Origin of the sequence: Cupriavidus sp. USMAA2-4 (assembly GCF_001854305.1) — a bacterium.
Lineage (GTDB): Bacteria > Pseudomonadota > Gammaproteobacteria > Burkholderiales > Burkholderiaceae > Cupriavidus > Cupriavidus malaysiensis.
Genome location: NZ_CP017749.1, coordinates 751,579 through 765,880, shown reverse-complemented (window position 1 = coordinate 765,880; position 14,302 = coordinate 751,579). Strand labels below are relative to the sequence as shown.

The following is a 14,302-nucleotide window of genomic DNA, read 5'->3' as shown; positions in this document are numbered from 1 at the left end:
CGCCGCGAGGACCAAGCCGTAAGGAGCATTCGTGAAGTACAGGATCAGGATCGAGCCCGCGGGCGTGGAGATCGAGTGCGATGCCGGGCAGAGCCTGCTCGACGCCGCGCTGGCGCAGGGCTATTTCCCGCACCATAGTTGCCGCCGCGGCGAGTGCGGCGCCTGCCGCGTGCAGCTGCTGTCGGGCGAGGTCGGCTATGCGCCCGGGCGCCGGCCGGATGGCGCGGCGGCGCTGGCGGCGGACGAGTGCCTGAGCTGCCAGGCCGTGCCGCGTTCCGACGTGGCGATCCGTGCGCCCGAGGTGCTGGCCGAGCCCGGCCGCCGCGTGGTGCAGGCCAGCGCACGCGTGCTGGAGGTGGAGCGGGTCTGCCACGACGTGGCGGTGGTGCGCCTGCAGCTGCCGGCATCCGCCGGCTTCCAGTTCAAGGCGGGACAGTATGCCGACGTGATTCTGCGCGATGGCAGCCGGCGCAGCTATTCGATGGCCAATCCACCTAACGCGGACGGGCTGATCGAGTGGCATGTGCGCGCCATGCCCGGCGGCCGCTTCTCGCCGCATGTGTACGAACGGCTGAAACCGCGCGACCTGTTGCGCGTGGAGGGGCCGTTCGGCGCCTTCGGGCTTGCCGAGAGCGAGGCACCGGTCGTGCTGCTGGCCTCCGGCACCGGCTTCGCGCCCATCGCCGCCATGCTGCGCAGCCAGGCCGACGCGCTGGCGCGGCGCGGCGCCGTGCTGTACTGGGGCGGGCGCCGGCTGGAGGACCTCTATGCACGCGAGGAGGCCGAGCACTGGGCGCAGCGCCATCCCGGCTGCCGCTTCGTGCCGGTGCTGTCGGACCCGGCGCCCGGCTGGCACGGGCGTACCGGCTTCGTGCACGAGGCCGTGGTGGCCGATATCCCGGACCTGGCGGGCCACGAAGTCTATGCCTGCGGCAATCCGCTGATGGTGGACGCGGCGCGCACCGTCTACTGCCAGGATCACGGATTGCCGCCGGCGCGCTTCCACAGCGATGCCTTCGTCACGCGCTGCGAGCCGCGCGAGGCGGCGCAGGCAGCTTAGGTCGTCCGCAGTGCCTGGATAGCCGGGATCGACTCCGCCCGGGTGCGGGCTGCCCCGAGGCGCTCGGAGTCGGCACGCGCGGGCGTGGCCGGCTGGCGTGCCTGGCCGAAGGCGCCGCGCGCCGGCCGCGCGTCAGCGCCGGTCATGCCCGCCACCGTGTCCGCCGCCTCCATGACCACCGCCGCCACCGTGTCCGCCACCGCCACCGCCACCGCCACCGCCACCGCCACCGCCACCGCCATGGCCGCCACCGTGCCCACCACCGCCATGGCCACCGCCTCCACCGCCGTGTCCACCACCGCCAGGGCCACCGCCGCCAGGGCCACCGCCACCACCGTGGCCGCCCCCACCGTGCGGCCCTCCGCCTTGCCAGCCGCCTGGGCCGCCCGGTCCACCGTGCCCGCCGCCGGGCCCACCATGCCAGCCGCCGGGGCCCGGGCCGGGCGGTCGCCCGCCGGCATGGCCGCCCGGCGGCCTCCCGGGCAGCGGGCCGGCGTGGCCGGGAGGCAGGCCGGGCGGGCGCACGTAGGCCGGCGGGCGCGGTCCCGGGTGCGGCGGCGGGCCGTAACCGCCGGGCGGCCGGTAGCGTGACCAGCGGTCGCGGTCGCCATACCAGGGGCGGCCGCGGTAGTAGTCGCCCCAGTAGGCGCCCAGCGAGAAGGACAGGATCGGCAGGCCGATCATGGCGCCATAGCCCAGCAGCGGCACGCTGCGGCCCTGGTAGGGATAGGTCAGGCTGCCGCCGTAGACCCAGCCGCGCAGGCTGGACACGCCGATGTCGCACCAGCTGTAGCCGCTCACGCAGCCCATCACGGTGACGGCGGTGCCGGGGGCCAGCTGGGCCACGGCGGGGTAGCCGGCCGAGGGGCCGGCATAGATCATCACCGGGCCGTTGGTATAGGCGAGCACCTGGGCGCTGGCGGTGCCGGGCTGCGCCAGCAGTGCAGCGAGGCCGGCCAGGCCGGCCAGCGCGGCCGGGGCGAGTCGGTTCTTGCGCATGCGTTGTCCTCCTCGGAGAGCCTGTTCCGCATGGCGTGCCGGAAACCGGCCGCCGGCGGCGGAAAGCCGGCGCCCGCGCGGCGGCGCGGGCGTCTTATCCAGCATAAGGCATGGCGGAGGTGGACCCCAATGCGCCTTTGTATGAGTTGTGACCGGATCTTGCCGGCACCGCCGGTGGCCGCCTGGTAGCCCGGGCCGACGCCCTTGCGACGCGGGACCCTAGTCCACTGCCAGGCGCAGCATCGGCCAGCGCGCCAGCCAGCCCTTGGCGGCCAGGCGGGCGTCGAAGATGTCGCGCTTGCGCGTGCGGAAGCCAGGGGTCGGCCGCACGATGCCGGCGAACAGGTCATCCAGTCCGTAGGGCGCGGCGATCTCCAGATCGCCGCTGGGGCCCAGTCGCACGCCTGTCGCGGTCGCGGTCTCGGGCCAGTGGCGCATGGCGTCGGTGGCGTCGGCATAGGGCGGGTCGCCGTTGCGCCGGTGCATGCGGCCCTGGTGCTTGACCGACCAGTCGGCGGCGGGTTCGAGCGCGCGCAAGCGCTGCGCCAGGGCGAGATCAAGGCCGGGGTGCGCCGGCCCGGCCGCCGGGCGGTCGAACCAGATGACGTCGATGTCCGTGTCGGGCGGGGCCGGCGCGCGCCCGGCGAGGTGGTCCCAGACCGCGTTGCGCACGAAGCCGGCGGCGATCCAGCAGTCGGGCAGGGCCAGCGCGGCCGCGGCGCGCAGCAGTGCCAGGCGCCGCGCATCGGCCAGCAGCAGGGCGCGCAGGCGGGCGGCCTGGGCGGCCTGGGCGGCCTGGGCGGGATCATCCGGCGCGCTCGGCATGCGTGGCAGGGCAAGCTGGTGGGGAGAGGTCGGGGCGGGCTTTGTCATCCGCGCTCATTCTTCCATGTGCAGGGCGCCGGGCAAAGCGCCGCGCGCGGTCGAGTACACTGCCGGCAGGCCAGCCGGCCGGCGCTGCCCGCGCTGTACGCCGGGTGCTGCATCCGCATGCCGCGCACCGGCTGCCGTTCCATCCACAACGCCGAATCTCCATGAAACGTCTTTCGCTGCTGATCTGCACCGCCTCCCTGGCCTTCGCCGCACAGGCCGCCACGCCTGCCGCGCCGGTCGAGACCCTGCCTTCGGGCGTGACCATCCAGACCCTGGTCAAGGGCAGCGGGGCCTCCCCCAAGGCCACCGACTCGGTCAAGGTGCACTACCGCGGCACGCTGCCGGACGGCACCGAGTTCGACAGCTCCTACAAGCGCGGCCAGCCGATTTCCTTCCCGCTGAACCGCGTGATCCCGTGCTGGACCGAAGGCGTGCAGAAGATGCAGGTAGGCGGCAAGGCCAAGCTGGTCTGCCCGCCGGCCACCGCCTATGGCGCGCGCGGTGTGCCGGGCACCATCCCGCCCAATGCCACGCTGAACTTCGAGGTCGAGCTGCTGGGCATCGGCGGCTGAGCCCCGGCCGGCCCGGCGCGCGGCCGCCGGGCTACGCGCCTGGCCCGGCCTCGGCGGTCCCACCGGCCCCACCGGTGTCGTCGGCCTGCCGGCTTGCCATGAAGTCGCGCGGCGCCTGGCCCAGCGCGCGCCGGAACATGGTGGAGAAGGCGCTGGCGTTGGCATAGCCGGTCTCGGCCGCGACGCGGCCGAGCGGCCTGCCGCGGCTCATCAGGTCGATCGCGTGCGCCAGCCGCAGCTGCTGGCGCCAGGCGCCGAAGCTGGTGTGCAGTTCCTCCCGGAACAGCCGCGCCAGCGTGCGCTCGCTGGCACCCGTGCGGGTGGCCCATTGCGCCAGGCTGAGCGCCGAGCCCGGGTCTTCCATCAAGGCATCGCACAGCGCCTTCAGGCGGCGGTCGGCGGGCAGGGCCAGGCCCAGCGAGAGGGTCGGTGCGGCGGCCAGTTCTTCCAGCAGCAGCGTAGCGGCCAGTTCGCCGCGGCGCCCCGCCAGGTGCCCGTCCCGGGCCAGTGCCCGTACCAGTTCCCGCAGCAGCGGCGACACTTCCAGTACGGCGCAGGCGCCAGCCGGCAAGGTACAGGCCTGCGGCGCGATATAGCAGGCATAGAAATCCACGTCGCCCAGCACCGTCACCTCATGCTCCACGCCGGGCGGGATCCACACCGCCCGCATCGGCGGCACCACCCAGGCGCAGTGCGCGGCCTGCACGCGCAGGCTGCCGTGCAGCGGGAAGGAGACCTGGGCCCAGGGGTGGCGGTGCCGCTGGATCACCGCATTGGGCGGCGGCTCGCGCAGGTAGGCGACCACCGGTTGCGCGGCGCTGGGATGCTCGCGCGAGGTCGGTGCGTAGCCGGGGCGCGGCTTGCGCGCGGCCGCTGGCGAGGGGGTGGCGGGGGATGGCATGAATTCGTAAGAAATTGCCCGGTAAGTGTAACCCGGCCATCACGCGCGGCTCTAGGATCACGTGCATCAGCTTGGCACCCGCCGTCGGGAAGCCGCCGCCAGCGGGGCGCGGGCAGGACGGCCGGGGCCGTACAGGAGATCCGACCATGGCCACCCCGATCGACGCCACCGCCGCGTCGCCTTCCGCAACACCCACCGCTCCCTCCTCTCACCCGGCTCCCTCGGCTCCGCTGCGCCCGCCACCGGCCGGCGGCGGCGCGGCCGACACGCTGCGCGCGGCCGGCGTGATCGGCCTGTGCGTGGCCATCGCCTGGGCCGGCGGCAGCCTGGCCGGCGCCGCCGCGCCCCTGGTCTGGGCGGCCGCGCTGGTGCTCTCCACCGTCTGCTGCTGGGCGCTCGGCGTGCTGCCGGAGCCGACCGCGACCCTGCTGTTCTTCCTGTGCGCCATCCTGTTCCACGTGGCGCCGGCCCAGGTGGTGTTCTCCGGCTTCGCCTCGCCGGCGTGGTGGCTGATGTTCGGCGGCGCCGCCACCGGCGTGGCGCTGCGCGGCACCGGCCTGGCGCAGCGGCTGGCGGATGTGGTGTTCGGCCGGCGCCTGGCCGGCTACCGCCAGTTGATCGCCACCATCGCGGTGAGCGCGGTCGGGCTTGCCTTCCTGATGCCGTCGACCACCGGGCGCGTGCTGCTGCTGATGCCCATCGTGCTGGCGGTGGCCGACCGCCTCGGCTTCGCGCCCGGCTCCAACGGCCGCATCGGCATGGTGCTGACGGTGGCCGCGGCCAGCTACATGCCGCCGACCACCATCCTGCCCGCCAACATCCCCAACAGCGTGCTGCTGGGCGCGGCCAGTTCGCTGTACGGCATCAACCTCAGCTACGGCGCCTACCTGCTGCTGCATTTTCCCGTGCTGGGTTTGCTCAAGACGGTGGTGCTGGTGTGGCTGGTGTGCCGGCTGTTTCCGCACCAGGGCTCGCTGCTGGCGCAGTCGGAAGGCGCGCGCACGCCGATGAGCCGCGCGGAGACCCGGCTGGCCATCGTGCTGGCGCTGGCCGTGGCCGGTTTCGCCACCGATGCGCTGCACGGCATCTCGCCGGCCTGGATCTCGCTGGCGGCCTGCATCGTCTGCCTGCTGCCAGGCGTGGGACTGGTGTCGCCGCGCGCACTGGCCGAGCAGGTGCACCTGCCGCCGCTGCTGTACGTGGCGGGCTTTCTCGGCCTGGGCGCCGTGGTCGAGTCGAGCGGCCTGGGCAGCGCCGTGAGCGCGGCGCTGCTGCGCTGGCTGCCGCTGGCGCCGGGCCACGACGCCGCCAATGCGGCGGCCATCGGCGCGGTGGGCGCGGGCCTGGGCCTGATGACCACGCTGCCGGGCCTGCCGGCGGTGATGACGCCGCTGGCGCGCGAGCTGGCCGCCGCCAGCGGGCTGTCGCTGGAGACGGTGCTGATGCTGCAGGTGCCGGTGTTCTCGACGGTGATCCTGCCCTACCAGTCGCCGCCGATCATGATCGCCATGCAACTGGGCGGCGTCGGCCTGCGCCATGGTACGCGCCTGTGCCTGGCGCTGGCGGGCATCACGGTGCTGGTGCTGCTGCCGCTGGATTACCTGTGGTGGCGCGTGCTGGGCTACCTGCACTGAGGCCGGTGCGCCGGCTGGCGGTGCGCAAGACAGGGGAAAGGCGGGCGGGGGTCAGGGCTCGTCCGCCCCGCACAGGTTGGCGCGCACGCGCTGCAGCAGGCCCATCAGCTGCTCGCGCTCGGCGTGGCTGAAGCCGGCCAGGGCCTCGTCGGTGACGGCGTCGCCAAGGCGCCGCGCACTGTCCAGCGACAGCTCGGCCTTGTGCGTCATGCGCAGCACGCGCTCGCGGCGGTCGGCGGGATTGTGGCGGCGTTCGATCCAGCCGCCTTCCTCCATGCGGTCGAGCAGGCGGGCCGCCGAGATCGGCGCGACCTCGAGCAGGTCGGCCAGGCGGGCCTGGTTGACTTCGCCGTAGTGCGACAGGTAGGCCAGCACGCGGCACTGGGCCCGCGTCAGGTCGAGCGAGGCGCGCGCCAGCTGGTCGAAGCGCCGCCCGGACAGCCGGCCGACGTCGGCGACGAGGAAGCCAAAGCGCTTTTCGAGTTTCGTTTCCATCGCGTGATTATAGGGAGGGCGGGCAGGGCGGGCCCGATCGCCGGCCCGGGGGGAGCCTGCCTTGCCCGGTCCCGGCTTGCGCGTATAATAAGCCTGCTTATTATTAAGGCCTGCACCTTCACCTTCCCGCCGGACCCCCCCATGTCTTCCACGGCCACGGCGGCGCATCCCGAGGCGCCGCTCAACCGCCGCATGATCACGCTGTCGATCATGCTGGCCACGCTGATCCAGACGCTGGACAGCACCATTGCCAACGTGGCGCTGCCGCACATGCAGGGGACCTTGTCGGCCTCGCAGGACGAGATCACCTGGGTGCTGACCTCCTATATCGTGGCGGCGGCGATCGCCACGCCGCTGACCGGCTGGCTGTCGGACCGGCTCGGCGTCAAGCGCCTGCTGGGCATCGCCATCGCCGGCTTCACGGTGGCCTCGGCGCTGTGCGGCCTGTCCGAGACGCTCACGCAGATCGTCGCCTCGCGGTTGCTGCAGGGCATCTTCGGCGCCTCGCTGGTGCCGCTGTCGCAGTCGATCCTGCTCGACATCAACCCGCGCGAGCGCCAGGGCCAGGCCATGGCGGTGTGGGGCATGGGCGTGATGGTCGGCCCCATCCTCGGGCCGACGCTGGGCGGCTGGCTGACCGACAGCTACAACTGGCGCTGGGTGTTCTTCATCAACGTGCCGATCGGTGCCTTCGCCATGTTCGGCGTGATGACCTACCTGCCGCGGCGCGATCCGACCCGCAGCATGCGCTTCGATGCCTTCGGCTTCGTCACGCTGAGCCTGGCCATCGGCGCCTTCCAGGCCATGCTCGACCGCGGCGAGCAGCTCGACTGGTTCGGCTCGCTGGAGATCCGCGTCGAGGCGCTGATCGCCGCGCTCAGCTTCGCCTACTTCCTGGTGCACACGGCCACCGCCGGCCCGCGTTCCTTCTTCCGCTACGAGCTGCTGAAGGACCGCAACTTCACCACCGGCGCCTGCTTCATCTTCGTCATCGGCGCGGTGATGTACGCGACGCGCGCGCTGCTGCCGCCGATGCTGCAGAACCTGATGGGCTATCCCGTGGCCACCACCGGGCTGGTCACCGCGCCGAGCGGCGCCGGCACCATGGTCGCCATGCTGCTGGCCGGGCGCCTGCTGCGCTGGATCGACGCGCGCGCGCTGCTGGCCGCGGGTTTCGCCATCTCGGCTTTCGCGCTGTGGCAGATGATGCAGTACACCATCGTGCTGTCGCCGGCCGACATCGTCTGGCCCGGCATCGTCCAGGGCTTCGGCCTGGGGCTGGTGTTCGTGCCGCTGAGCGCGCTGACCTTCTCCACGCTGGCCCCGGCCCTGCGCGCCGACGGTACCGCCACCTACAGCCTGATGCGCAACATCGGCAGCAGTATCGGCATCTCGCTGATCCAGACCCTGCTGACGCGCAATACCCAGGTGGCCCACGCCGACCTGGCCGCGCACGTCAGCGTCTTCAACCCCGCCGCGCAATCGATGCTGGCTGGCGGTGGCGGCGCGCGCGAGCTGGCCGTGCTCAACCAGGTGGTGAACCAGCAGGCCGCGATGATCGCCTACCTCGACGACTTCAAGGTGATGCTGGTGGCCACGCTGCTGGTGGCGCCGCTGATCCTGCTGATCCGGCCGACGCGCCATGCGGCGCAGGACGCCTCCACCGCGCACGCGGCGATGGACTGACGCCAGGCCGCAGGCGGCCGGCGCGGCGGACCTTGGTGTTCCGCCATATGCAATGAAGCTGGCGCCGTCTTGTTTGCCGCCTACTATGGATGGGCAGGCGGCGGCCGCGCGCGCCGGCGCCTGCCCGCGTGGCGCAGGTCCGCGCGGCGCTGCGCAGGAGGCGAACATGGAACTGATCGAGACGGCCGAGCGCCGGATCTTCATCGAGTTGCTGCGGCGCCATGGCCTGCCTGAATCGGATTTTGTGCTGGAGTGCGCCGATACCACCGATCCCAAGGGAGACGAGATCGAAGGCCAGCGCGGCTTCGCCGTGGTCATGCGCCGCTCCACCGGGTTCCGGCGCGAATACCCGATCGGCTTCGATCCCGGCTGGCTGGCACGCTGGCGCCGCGATCTCGAGGATGGCGTGTTCGCCGGCCCGCCGTCGGGCGGCTGACGCCGCCGGGCTGCCCGGCCGGCATGGCAGGGCTCCAGGGATCGATACAGGTACCCATGCGGGCAGCCTACGGGCACCCATACGGCCACTCATACGGGCATCCGTTCCCAGGGAGGGAAAATGAGCAGGTGCAGGATGGCGGCAACCATCGCCGCGTGGCTCGGCGTGGCCGCATGCGCCGTAGCCCATCCGTCGATGGGCGATGGCGCGGGCGGCGATGACACCTACCTCGGCGTACCGGTAAGCGGTATCCGGGCCGCCGCCGACGCCGTGGCCGGCAGCGCGAAGCCGGCGCGTGCCGCTGCCGCCCCGGCTCCGGCCGCCGCCGTGGCCCAGCTCAGCTACCGGCCGGACACCGGCGTGCACGAGCGTGTGGTGGCGCGCCTGACCGGCTTCTTCACCCAGGGCGACGCCGCCCGGCGGCCGCTGATCGCGCACCGGCTGGACCAGGCGGATCCGCTCGGCCAGTTCGACGCGCTGCTGCGCCAGCAGGGCTACGACAGCCGCAACCTGGCCGACGTCTTCACGGCCTACCTCGTGTTGTCCTGGGAGGTGGTCAACGCCGCGGACGCCATGCAGGCAGCGGACGGCGTGCAGGCCGTGCGCGATGCGGTGCGGCAGGCCTTCGCCGCCAACGCCCGCATGCGCGCGCTGCCGGATGCCGACAAGCAGACCGTGGCCGAGACCCTGGGCTACCTGGCCATGGTGGCGGTGGCCGCGCAGCGCGAACTGGCGCAGGCCGGCAACCCGGTGGCGCTGGCGGAGCTGCGCGAGGGCGTGCGCAAGACCGCGCGCAACCTCGCCGGGGTCGACCTGGGCGGCGTGCTGCTGGACGACAGCGGTTTCACGCCGCGCTAGTCACCGCGTTTCACGCCGCGCAAGTCGCGCGGCTTCGGATCGCCGAGGCGCCGCCCCGTGGCGCCGGCGGATGCCTTATGCGACCTTATGCAAGCTTCGGTTCGGTGGCGGCGAAACTGGGTCGCTCGCGCATCGCGCCGTGCCCGCGCCGCACCGCCGGGTACTTCTCCAGCAGCGCCGCGCCTTCCGCGAACATGCCCAGGCAGGCCACGATGGGCGCCAGGTACAGGTCGGCCATCGCCGCGCGGCTGCCGCCCAGGTAGAGGCCTGCGCCATAGGCCTGCTCCAGCGCGGCCAGGTGCCGGTCGATGTCGGGCAGCGCGGCTTCGATCACACCGCGGTCCGGCTGTCCGCCGGCGCCCTTGGGAAAGACGTACTGCAGCACGTAGCGGCGCACCATGGCGTCGTAGGCGTGGCAGGCGATCACGCTGACCCATTGCTCGTCCCGTGCCCGCGCGGTGACGCCGTGGGCCTGCAGGCTCGGGCCCTCGAACGCTTCCTCGATGTAGCCCAGGATGGCGCGCGTCTCGTAGAGCGAGATGGGGCCGTCAAGGAACACCGGGATGCGGCCGAAGGGGTTGTGCGCCAGGATCTCGGGCGTTTGCGGTGGCACCGGCTGCAGGGTGTAGGCGACGCCTTTTTCGGCCAGTGCCATGCGTACCGTGCGGCAGAAGCTGCTGCGCGGATCGCCCAGCACGGTGACCGTGCCGGCGCTGCCGGCGGGGTCCAGGTAGTCGCTGAGCCGGTTGAACACGGAGCGCCAGCCGCTCGCATGCGAATCGCGCTCGCCCTGCTCGGGGAAGCCGCTGTGCCGCATACGCAGGTGCGTGCCGCCCTCGGCGCTGGTCAGCGTCACCTCGATCAGCGTCTTCACGCCGGCCGGCAGCGGTCCGTCCTCCCAGGTCCAGGTGTAGGCCAGGAAGTCGGCACGGTCGACCGCCTGGTACTCGCCGGCGACCGTGTGCCGCGCGCCGTCGCGCTCGCCCATCACGATGCGGTAGCGCCCGCCCACGCGCGCGTCGGCGCTCGCCTCCAGCACGCGCAGGCCGCGCGGGCAGTGCCAGGCGGCCAGGGCGTCCTGGTCGGTGAAGGCATCGAAGACTCTCTCGCGGGGGGCGCGGATGAAGCGCTCCATTTCCAGGGAAAACGTGGCGGCTTGGGTCATGGCTTGTTTCCTCGCGTCTTGTTGGCGGTCGCGCGGCCGCCTGTGGCGGAGCCCGCCGCGCTGGTTCCTTCGACATACTCGACGAGCCGGTCGAGATTGCCTTCCCAGTGGCGGCGGTAGCTGTCGAGCCAGTCATGCACGCCGCGCAGCGCCTCCGCGCGCAGGTGGCAGATGCGCCAGCGCGCGTTCACTTCCCGCTCGATCAGGCCGGCCTCGGCCAGCACGCGCAGGTGCTTGGAGACGGCCGGCGCGGACATTGCGAACGGCCGCGCCAGCTCGGTCACGGGCGCCCCGCCTTCGGCCAGGCGCGCCAGGATGGCGCGCCGCGTGGGATCGGCCAGGGCGGCGAAGACGATCGAGAGGGTGTCATCAGGAGAAGGCATGTTCTCATTTAACTTGTTGGTTAAATGAAAGTCAAGGGGGCGATGCGGCCGCCGTGCGCTGCCTGGCGGCCGCCGGCATCATCGGCGCGGTGGCGGACCGGGCAGCGCCGGCGGCGCGCATGGCGGGCTTCGGTTCGTGCAGCCGATCGACCAGCGCCTGTTCCAGCCGCGCCGGGCTGCCCGTGGACACGCGGGCCAGCAGTCCAGCGTCCGCGCCGGCGGCGATGGCTGCCACGCCGCCCAGCACGCTCACGCCCAGCCCGCGGCGCAGCCATGCGCCGGCGCCGATCGAGCGCTTCATCGCCGCGAACACATAAGCGCCGATGCCCAGCGCCGCTGCCAGCGATGTCGCCGCGCCCGCCGCATAAGCGACCAGCAGCAGGGAGCTCTGCACGCTGGCGCCTTGCAGCGCGGCGGTGGTCAGCACGATGCCGAGGATCGGGCCTGCGCACGGCGCCCACAGCATGCCCGTGGCCGCACCCAGCAGCAGCGACGCCCAGGGCGAGGACGCCGCGCGGCTGCCGTCGCCGGCCAGGCGGTTGCCCAGCGCCACCACCGGGCGCGTCAGCACGTCGGCCAGTCTCGGCACCAGCAGCGACAGGCCGAACAGCGCCAGCAGCGCCAGCGCGCCGTAGCGGCCATACGCATTGGCGCGCACGGCCCACGCGCCGCCAACCGATGCCAGCGTGGCCACGGCGGCAAAGGTGAGCGCCATGCCGGCCAGCATCGGCAGCGGGCCGCGCAGGAATGGCTGGCCGCTGCGGCTGAGCACGAAGGGAAGCACGGGCAGGATGCAGGGACTCAGGATAGTGAGTGCGCCGCCCAGGTAGGCGAGGATCGGCAGGATCATGATCGGGTTCCTTTCGTCAACAGGCTGGCCAAGGTTCTGGCATGCCTCCGATTGGGCGCCCCGCATCTACCATCAATGTGTCGTCAAGCCCGGGAAGTTGTACCGCTTTGTGGGCCTGGTGCGGCCAGATACATTGCGATACACGGAAGCACTCCGACGCCCATACAATCTCGCCAACAGACTCGCCAACAGACGGATCGTCCACTTTCCCGGCCGAGACCATTCCAGATCATTCTCCAGGGGTGACACCGATGGATACGCATGTAGACCACGTCCTGATCGTCGATGACGACCGGGAAATCCGCGAGCTTGTCTCGACCTACCTGACCAAGAATGGCCTGCGTGTGACCATGGCGCCCGACGGACGCCATATGCGCCAGTTCCTGGAAGCCAGCACCGTGGACCTGATCGTGCTGGACATCATGATGCCCGGCGACGACGGCCTGGTACTGTGCCGCGAACTGCGCGCCGGCAAGCACAAGGCCACGCCCATCCTGATGCTGACCGCGCGCGATGACGAGACCGATCGTATCGTCGGCCTGGAAATGGGCGCCGACGACTACCTGACCAAGCCTTTCGCCGCGCGCGAGCTGCTGGCGCGCATCAAGGCCGTGCTGCGCCGCACGCGCATGCTGCCGCCCAACCTGCAGATCACCGAGGCGGGCCAGCTCCTGGCCTTCGGCGACTGGCAGCTGGACACCACCGCGCGCCACCTGATCGACCGCGAAGGCACCATCGCCTCGCTGAGCGGAGCGGAATACCGGCTGCTGCGCGTGTTCGTCGATCATCCGCAACGCGTACTCAACCGCGACCAGTTGCTCAACCTGACACAAGGCCGCGAAGCGGACATCTTCGAGCGCTCGGTCGACCTGCTGGTCAGCCGCCTGCGCCAACGCCTGAACGACGATGCGCGCGAGCCGGCCTATATCAAGACCGTGCGCAGCGAGGGTTACGTATTCTCGATGCCGGTGGAGATCAAGGAGGCGCGCCAGTGAACACGCGCCGCTGGCGCTGGCCACGCACGCTGGGAGCACGGCTGTTCCTGGTCCTGCTGGCGGGCATCATCGTCGCCCATCTGCTGTCGTTCGCGGTACTGTTCGCGGAACGCTATATTTCGGCGCGACAGGTGATGCTCGGCACGCTGGAAACAGACGTGGCCACATCGGTGGCCATCCTCGACCGCTTGCCCGCGGCGGAGCGGCCGCAATGGCTGCCGCGCGTGAACCGTGGCAACTACCAGTACATCCTGGGGCCGGGCTTGCCGGGCGTACCCGAAATGACCCAGCGCGGCAAGGACATTGCACAGCGCATCATGGATGCCAGCGGCGGCCGGTTTCCCGTGACCGTGCAATCGATTCCCGGCGACGGCAAGCGCGTGCAGGCCCACCTGACCCTGAGCGATGGCAGCCCGCTGACCATCGACGTGCATCCGCGCATGACGCCGATCGCACAGTGGCTGCCCTATGTGCTGGTACTGCAGTTACTGCTGCTGATCGTGTGCTGCTGGTTCGCCGTGCGGCTGGCCATCCGCCCGCTGGTGGCCCTGGCCGATGCCGCCGACACGCTCAACCCGAATGCGAAATCGCCGCCGCTCGACGAAAACGGACCGATCGAGCTGGCGCGCGCGGCGCGGGCCTTCAATGCCCTGAGCGACCGTATCGCGCAATTCGTCGCCGAGCGCGTGCAGATCCTGGCGGCCATCTCCCACGATTTGCAGACACCCATCACGCGGATGAAGCTGCGCGCCGAGATGGCCGAGGATTCCGAGGAGCGGCGCAAGATGATGAGCGACCTGGGCGAGATCCAGACACTGGTTCAGGAAGGGCTGGCGTACGCGCGCACCGCGGGCGGCGAGGGCGAGAAGGCGTCGCGGATCGACCTCGGCTCCCTGGTCGAGAGCCTGGTCTACGACTACCAGGACACCGGCAAGGCCGTGTCACTCGTGGAGAACGCCGGCGGAGCGCTCGTGACGCGGCCCAATACGCTGCGGCGCGTGCTGACCAACCTGGTCGACAACGCCATCAAGTACGGCGGCGGAGCCGCCGAGCTGAGCGTGCGCCGCGATCGGGACGTCGTGATCATCGCGGTGATGGACCGTGGCGGCGGCATCCCCGAAGACAAGCTGGAGGCCGTACTGCAGCCCTTTGTCAGGCTGGAGGCGTCGCGCAATCGCGAAACCGGCGGCACAGGGCTGGGCCTGGCCATCGCTCACCAGCTGGCCTTGGCCATGGGCGGCTCGCTGAAGCTGCGCAATCGCGAGGGCGGTGGCCTGGTGGCCGAGATCCGCATCGGCTGACCGCCCGCCCCTCCCCCTCCGGCCGGCGCGGTCCCGTCCTCGCCGCGCCTCCCATGGCCGCGCCGATTTCTGGCGCGGCCATGTCGTTTCAGCG

General features: G+C 71.8%; 15 protein-coding genes and 1 pseudogene. 8 read left to right on the top strand and 8 right to left on the bottom strand.

The annotated features are described in order from the left end of the window. Positions 1–31 precede the first annotated feature (31 nt). A complete protein-coding gene (locus BKK79_RS23490) occupies positions 32–1,060 on the top strand; it encodes an FAD-binding oxidoreductase (RefSeq protein WP_071018226.1) in 1,029 nt (342 codons plus the stop codon). Here the strand turns inward: BKK79_RS23490 and BKK79_RS40520 are convergent. The 3 genes from BKK79_RS40520 to BKK79_RS23480 form a co-directional block, all read right to left on the bottom strand. Further along, positions 1,057–1,206, bottom strand: a complete 150-nt coding sequence (locus tag BKK79_RS40520) for a hypothetical protein (protein ID WP_157128507.1) — start codon at positions 1,204–1,206, stop codon at positions 1,057–1,059. The genes BKK79_RS23490 and BKK79_RS40520 overlap by 4 nt on opposite strands. After that, positions 1,193–2,059, bottom strand: coding sequence for an SH3 domain-containing protein (locus BKK79_RS40515; protein ID WP_198173392.1), 867 nt, complete (start codon positions 2,057–2,059; stop codon positions 1,193–1,195). Before BKK79_RS40515 ends, BKK79_RS40520 begins: the two co-directional genes overlap by 14 nt. A 219-nt stretch (positions 2,060–2,278) precedes the next feature. Then, complete coding sequence (locus BKK79_RS23480) at positions 2,279–2,932, bottom strand: nucleotidyltransferase family protein (RefSeq protein WP_232346433.1); 654 nt, start codon at positions 2,930–2,932, stop codon at positions 2,279–2,281. A 161-nt stretch (positions 2,933–3,093) separates the two neighbouring features. Here BKK79_RS23480 and BKK79_RS23475 point away from each other — a divergent pair, with 161 nt between their 5' ends. Continuing rightward, positions 3,094–3,504, top strand: coding sequence for an FKBP-type peptidyl-prolyl cis-trans isomerase (locus tag BKK79_RS23475; protein WP_071038951.1), 411 nt, complete (start codon positions 3,094–3,096; stop codon positions 3,502–3,504). A gap of 31 nt (positions 3,505–3,535) precedes the next feature. Here BKK79_RS23475 and BKK79_RS23470 read toward each other — a convergent pair whose 3' ends face one another. After that, on the bottom strand, positions 3,536–4,405 hold the full coding sequence (locus BKK79_RS23470) for an AraC family transcriptional regulator (protein ID WP_084085098.1): 870 nt from the start codon (positions 4,403–4,405) through the stop codon (positions 3,536–3,538). Positions 4,406–4,551: 146 nt separating this feature from the next. Between BKK79_RS23470 and BKK79_RS23465 the strand changes: the two genes are divergently transcribed. Beyond that, positions 4,552–6,039 carry an SLC13 family permease gene (locus BKK79_RS23465; protein WP_071038949.1) on the top strand — a complete coding sequence of 496 codons (1,488 nt, stop codon included), beginning with the start codon at positions 4,552–4,554 and terminating at the stop codon, positions 6,037–6,039. A 51-nt stretch (positions 6,040–6,090) separates the two neighbouring features. Here the strand turns inward: BKK79_RS23465 and BKK79_RS23460 are convergent, their stop codons facing one another. After that, a complete protein-coding gene (locus tag BKK79_RS23460) occupies positions 6,091–6,534 on the bottom strand; it encodes a MarR family winged helix-turn-helix transcriptional regulator (RefSeq protein ID WP_071018233.1) in 444 nt (147 codons plus the stop codon). Positions 6,535–6,675: 141 nt separating this feature from the next. Between BKK79_RS23460 and BKK79_RS23455 the strand changes: the two genes are divergently transcribed. The 3 genes from BKK79_RS23455 to BKK79_RS39255 all read left to right on the top strand — a co-directional run bounded on the left by BKK79_RS23455 (position 6,676) and on the right by BKK79_RS39255 (position 9,514). Further along, positions 6,676–8,220, top strand: a complete 1,545-nt coding sequence (locus BKK79_RS23455) for a DHA2 family efflux MFS transporter permease subunit (RefSeq protein ID WP_071038947.1) — start codon at positions 6,676–6,678, stop codon at positions 8,218–8,220. Positions 8,221–8,386: 166 nt separating this feature from the next. Further along, the gene (locus BKK79_RS23450; RefSeq protein ID WP_071040322.1) at positions 8,387–8,656 is read left to right on the top strand and encodes a hypothetical protein; all 270 of its coding nucleotides are present in this window, start codon (positions 8,387–8,389) and stop codon (positions 8,654–8,656) included. 135 nt (positions 8,657–8,791) lie between these two features. Beyond that, positions 8,792–9,514 carry a DUF6683 family protein gene (locus BKK79_RS39255; protein ID WP_083384391.1) on the top strand — a complete coding sequence of 241 codons (723 nt, stop codon included), beginning with the start codon at positions 8,792–8,794 and terminating at the stop codon, positions 9,512–9,514. Positions 9,515–9,599: 85 nt separating this feature from the next. On the opposite strand, the gene BKK79_RS23440 is transcribed toward BKK79_RS39255, so the two are convergent. The 3 genes and pseudogenes from BKK79_RS23440 to BKK79_RS23430 form a co-directional block, all read right to left on the bottom strand. Further along, positions 9,600–10,679: an SRPBCC domain-containing protein gene (locus tag BKK79_RS23440; RefSeq protein WP_071038945.1), complete on the bottom strand. Its 1,080-nt coding sequence runs from the start codon at positions 10,677–10,679 to the stop codon at positions 9,600–9,602. Further along, complete coding sequence (locus BKK79_RS23435) at positions 10,676–11,062, bottom strand: ArsR/SmtB family transcription factor (RefSeq protein WP_071038943.1); 387 nt, start codon at positions 11,060–11,062, stop codon at positions 10,676–10,678. Before BKK79_RS23435 ends, BKK79_RS23440 begins: the two co-directional genes overlap by 4 nt. Positions 11,063–11,126: 64 nt before the next feature. After that, positions 11,127–11,912: pseudogene (locus BKK79_RS23430) on the bottom strand (cytochrome c biogenesis CcdA family protein); the annotation flags it as partial. Positions 11,913–12,163: 251 nt separating this feature from the next. Between BKK79_RS23430 and BKK79_RS23425 the strand changes: the two are divergent. Both BKK79_RS23425 and BKK79_RS23420 read left to right on the top strand, forming a co-directional pair. Further along, a complete protein-coding gene (locus tag BKK79_RS23425; RefSeq protein ID WP_071018241.1) occupies positions 12,164–12,907 on the top strand; it encodes a response regulator in 744 nt (247 codons plus the stop codon). Then, a complete protein-coding gene (locus BKK79_RS23420) occupies positions 12,904–14,208 on the top strand; it encodes an ATP-binding protein (protein ID WP_071038942.1) in 1,305 nt (434 codons plus the stop codon). Before BKK79_RS23425 ends, BKK79_RS23420 begins: the two co-directional genes overlap by 4 nt. The last annotated feature ends 94 nt before the right edge of the window (positions 14,209–14,302 follow it).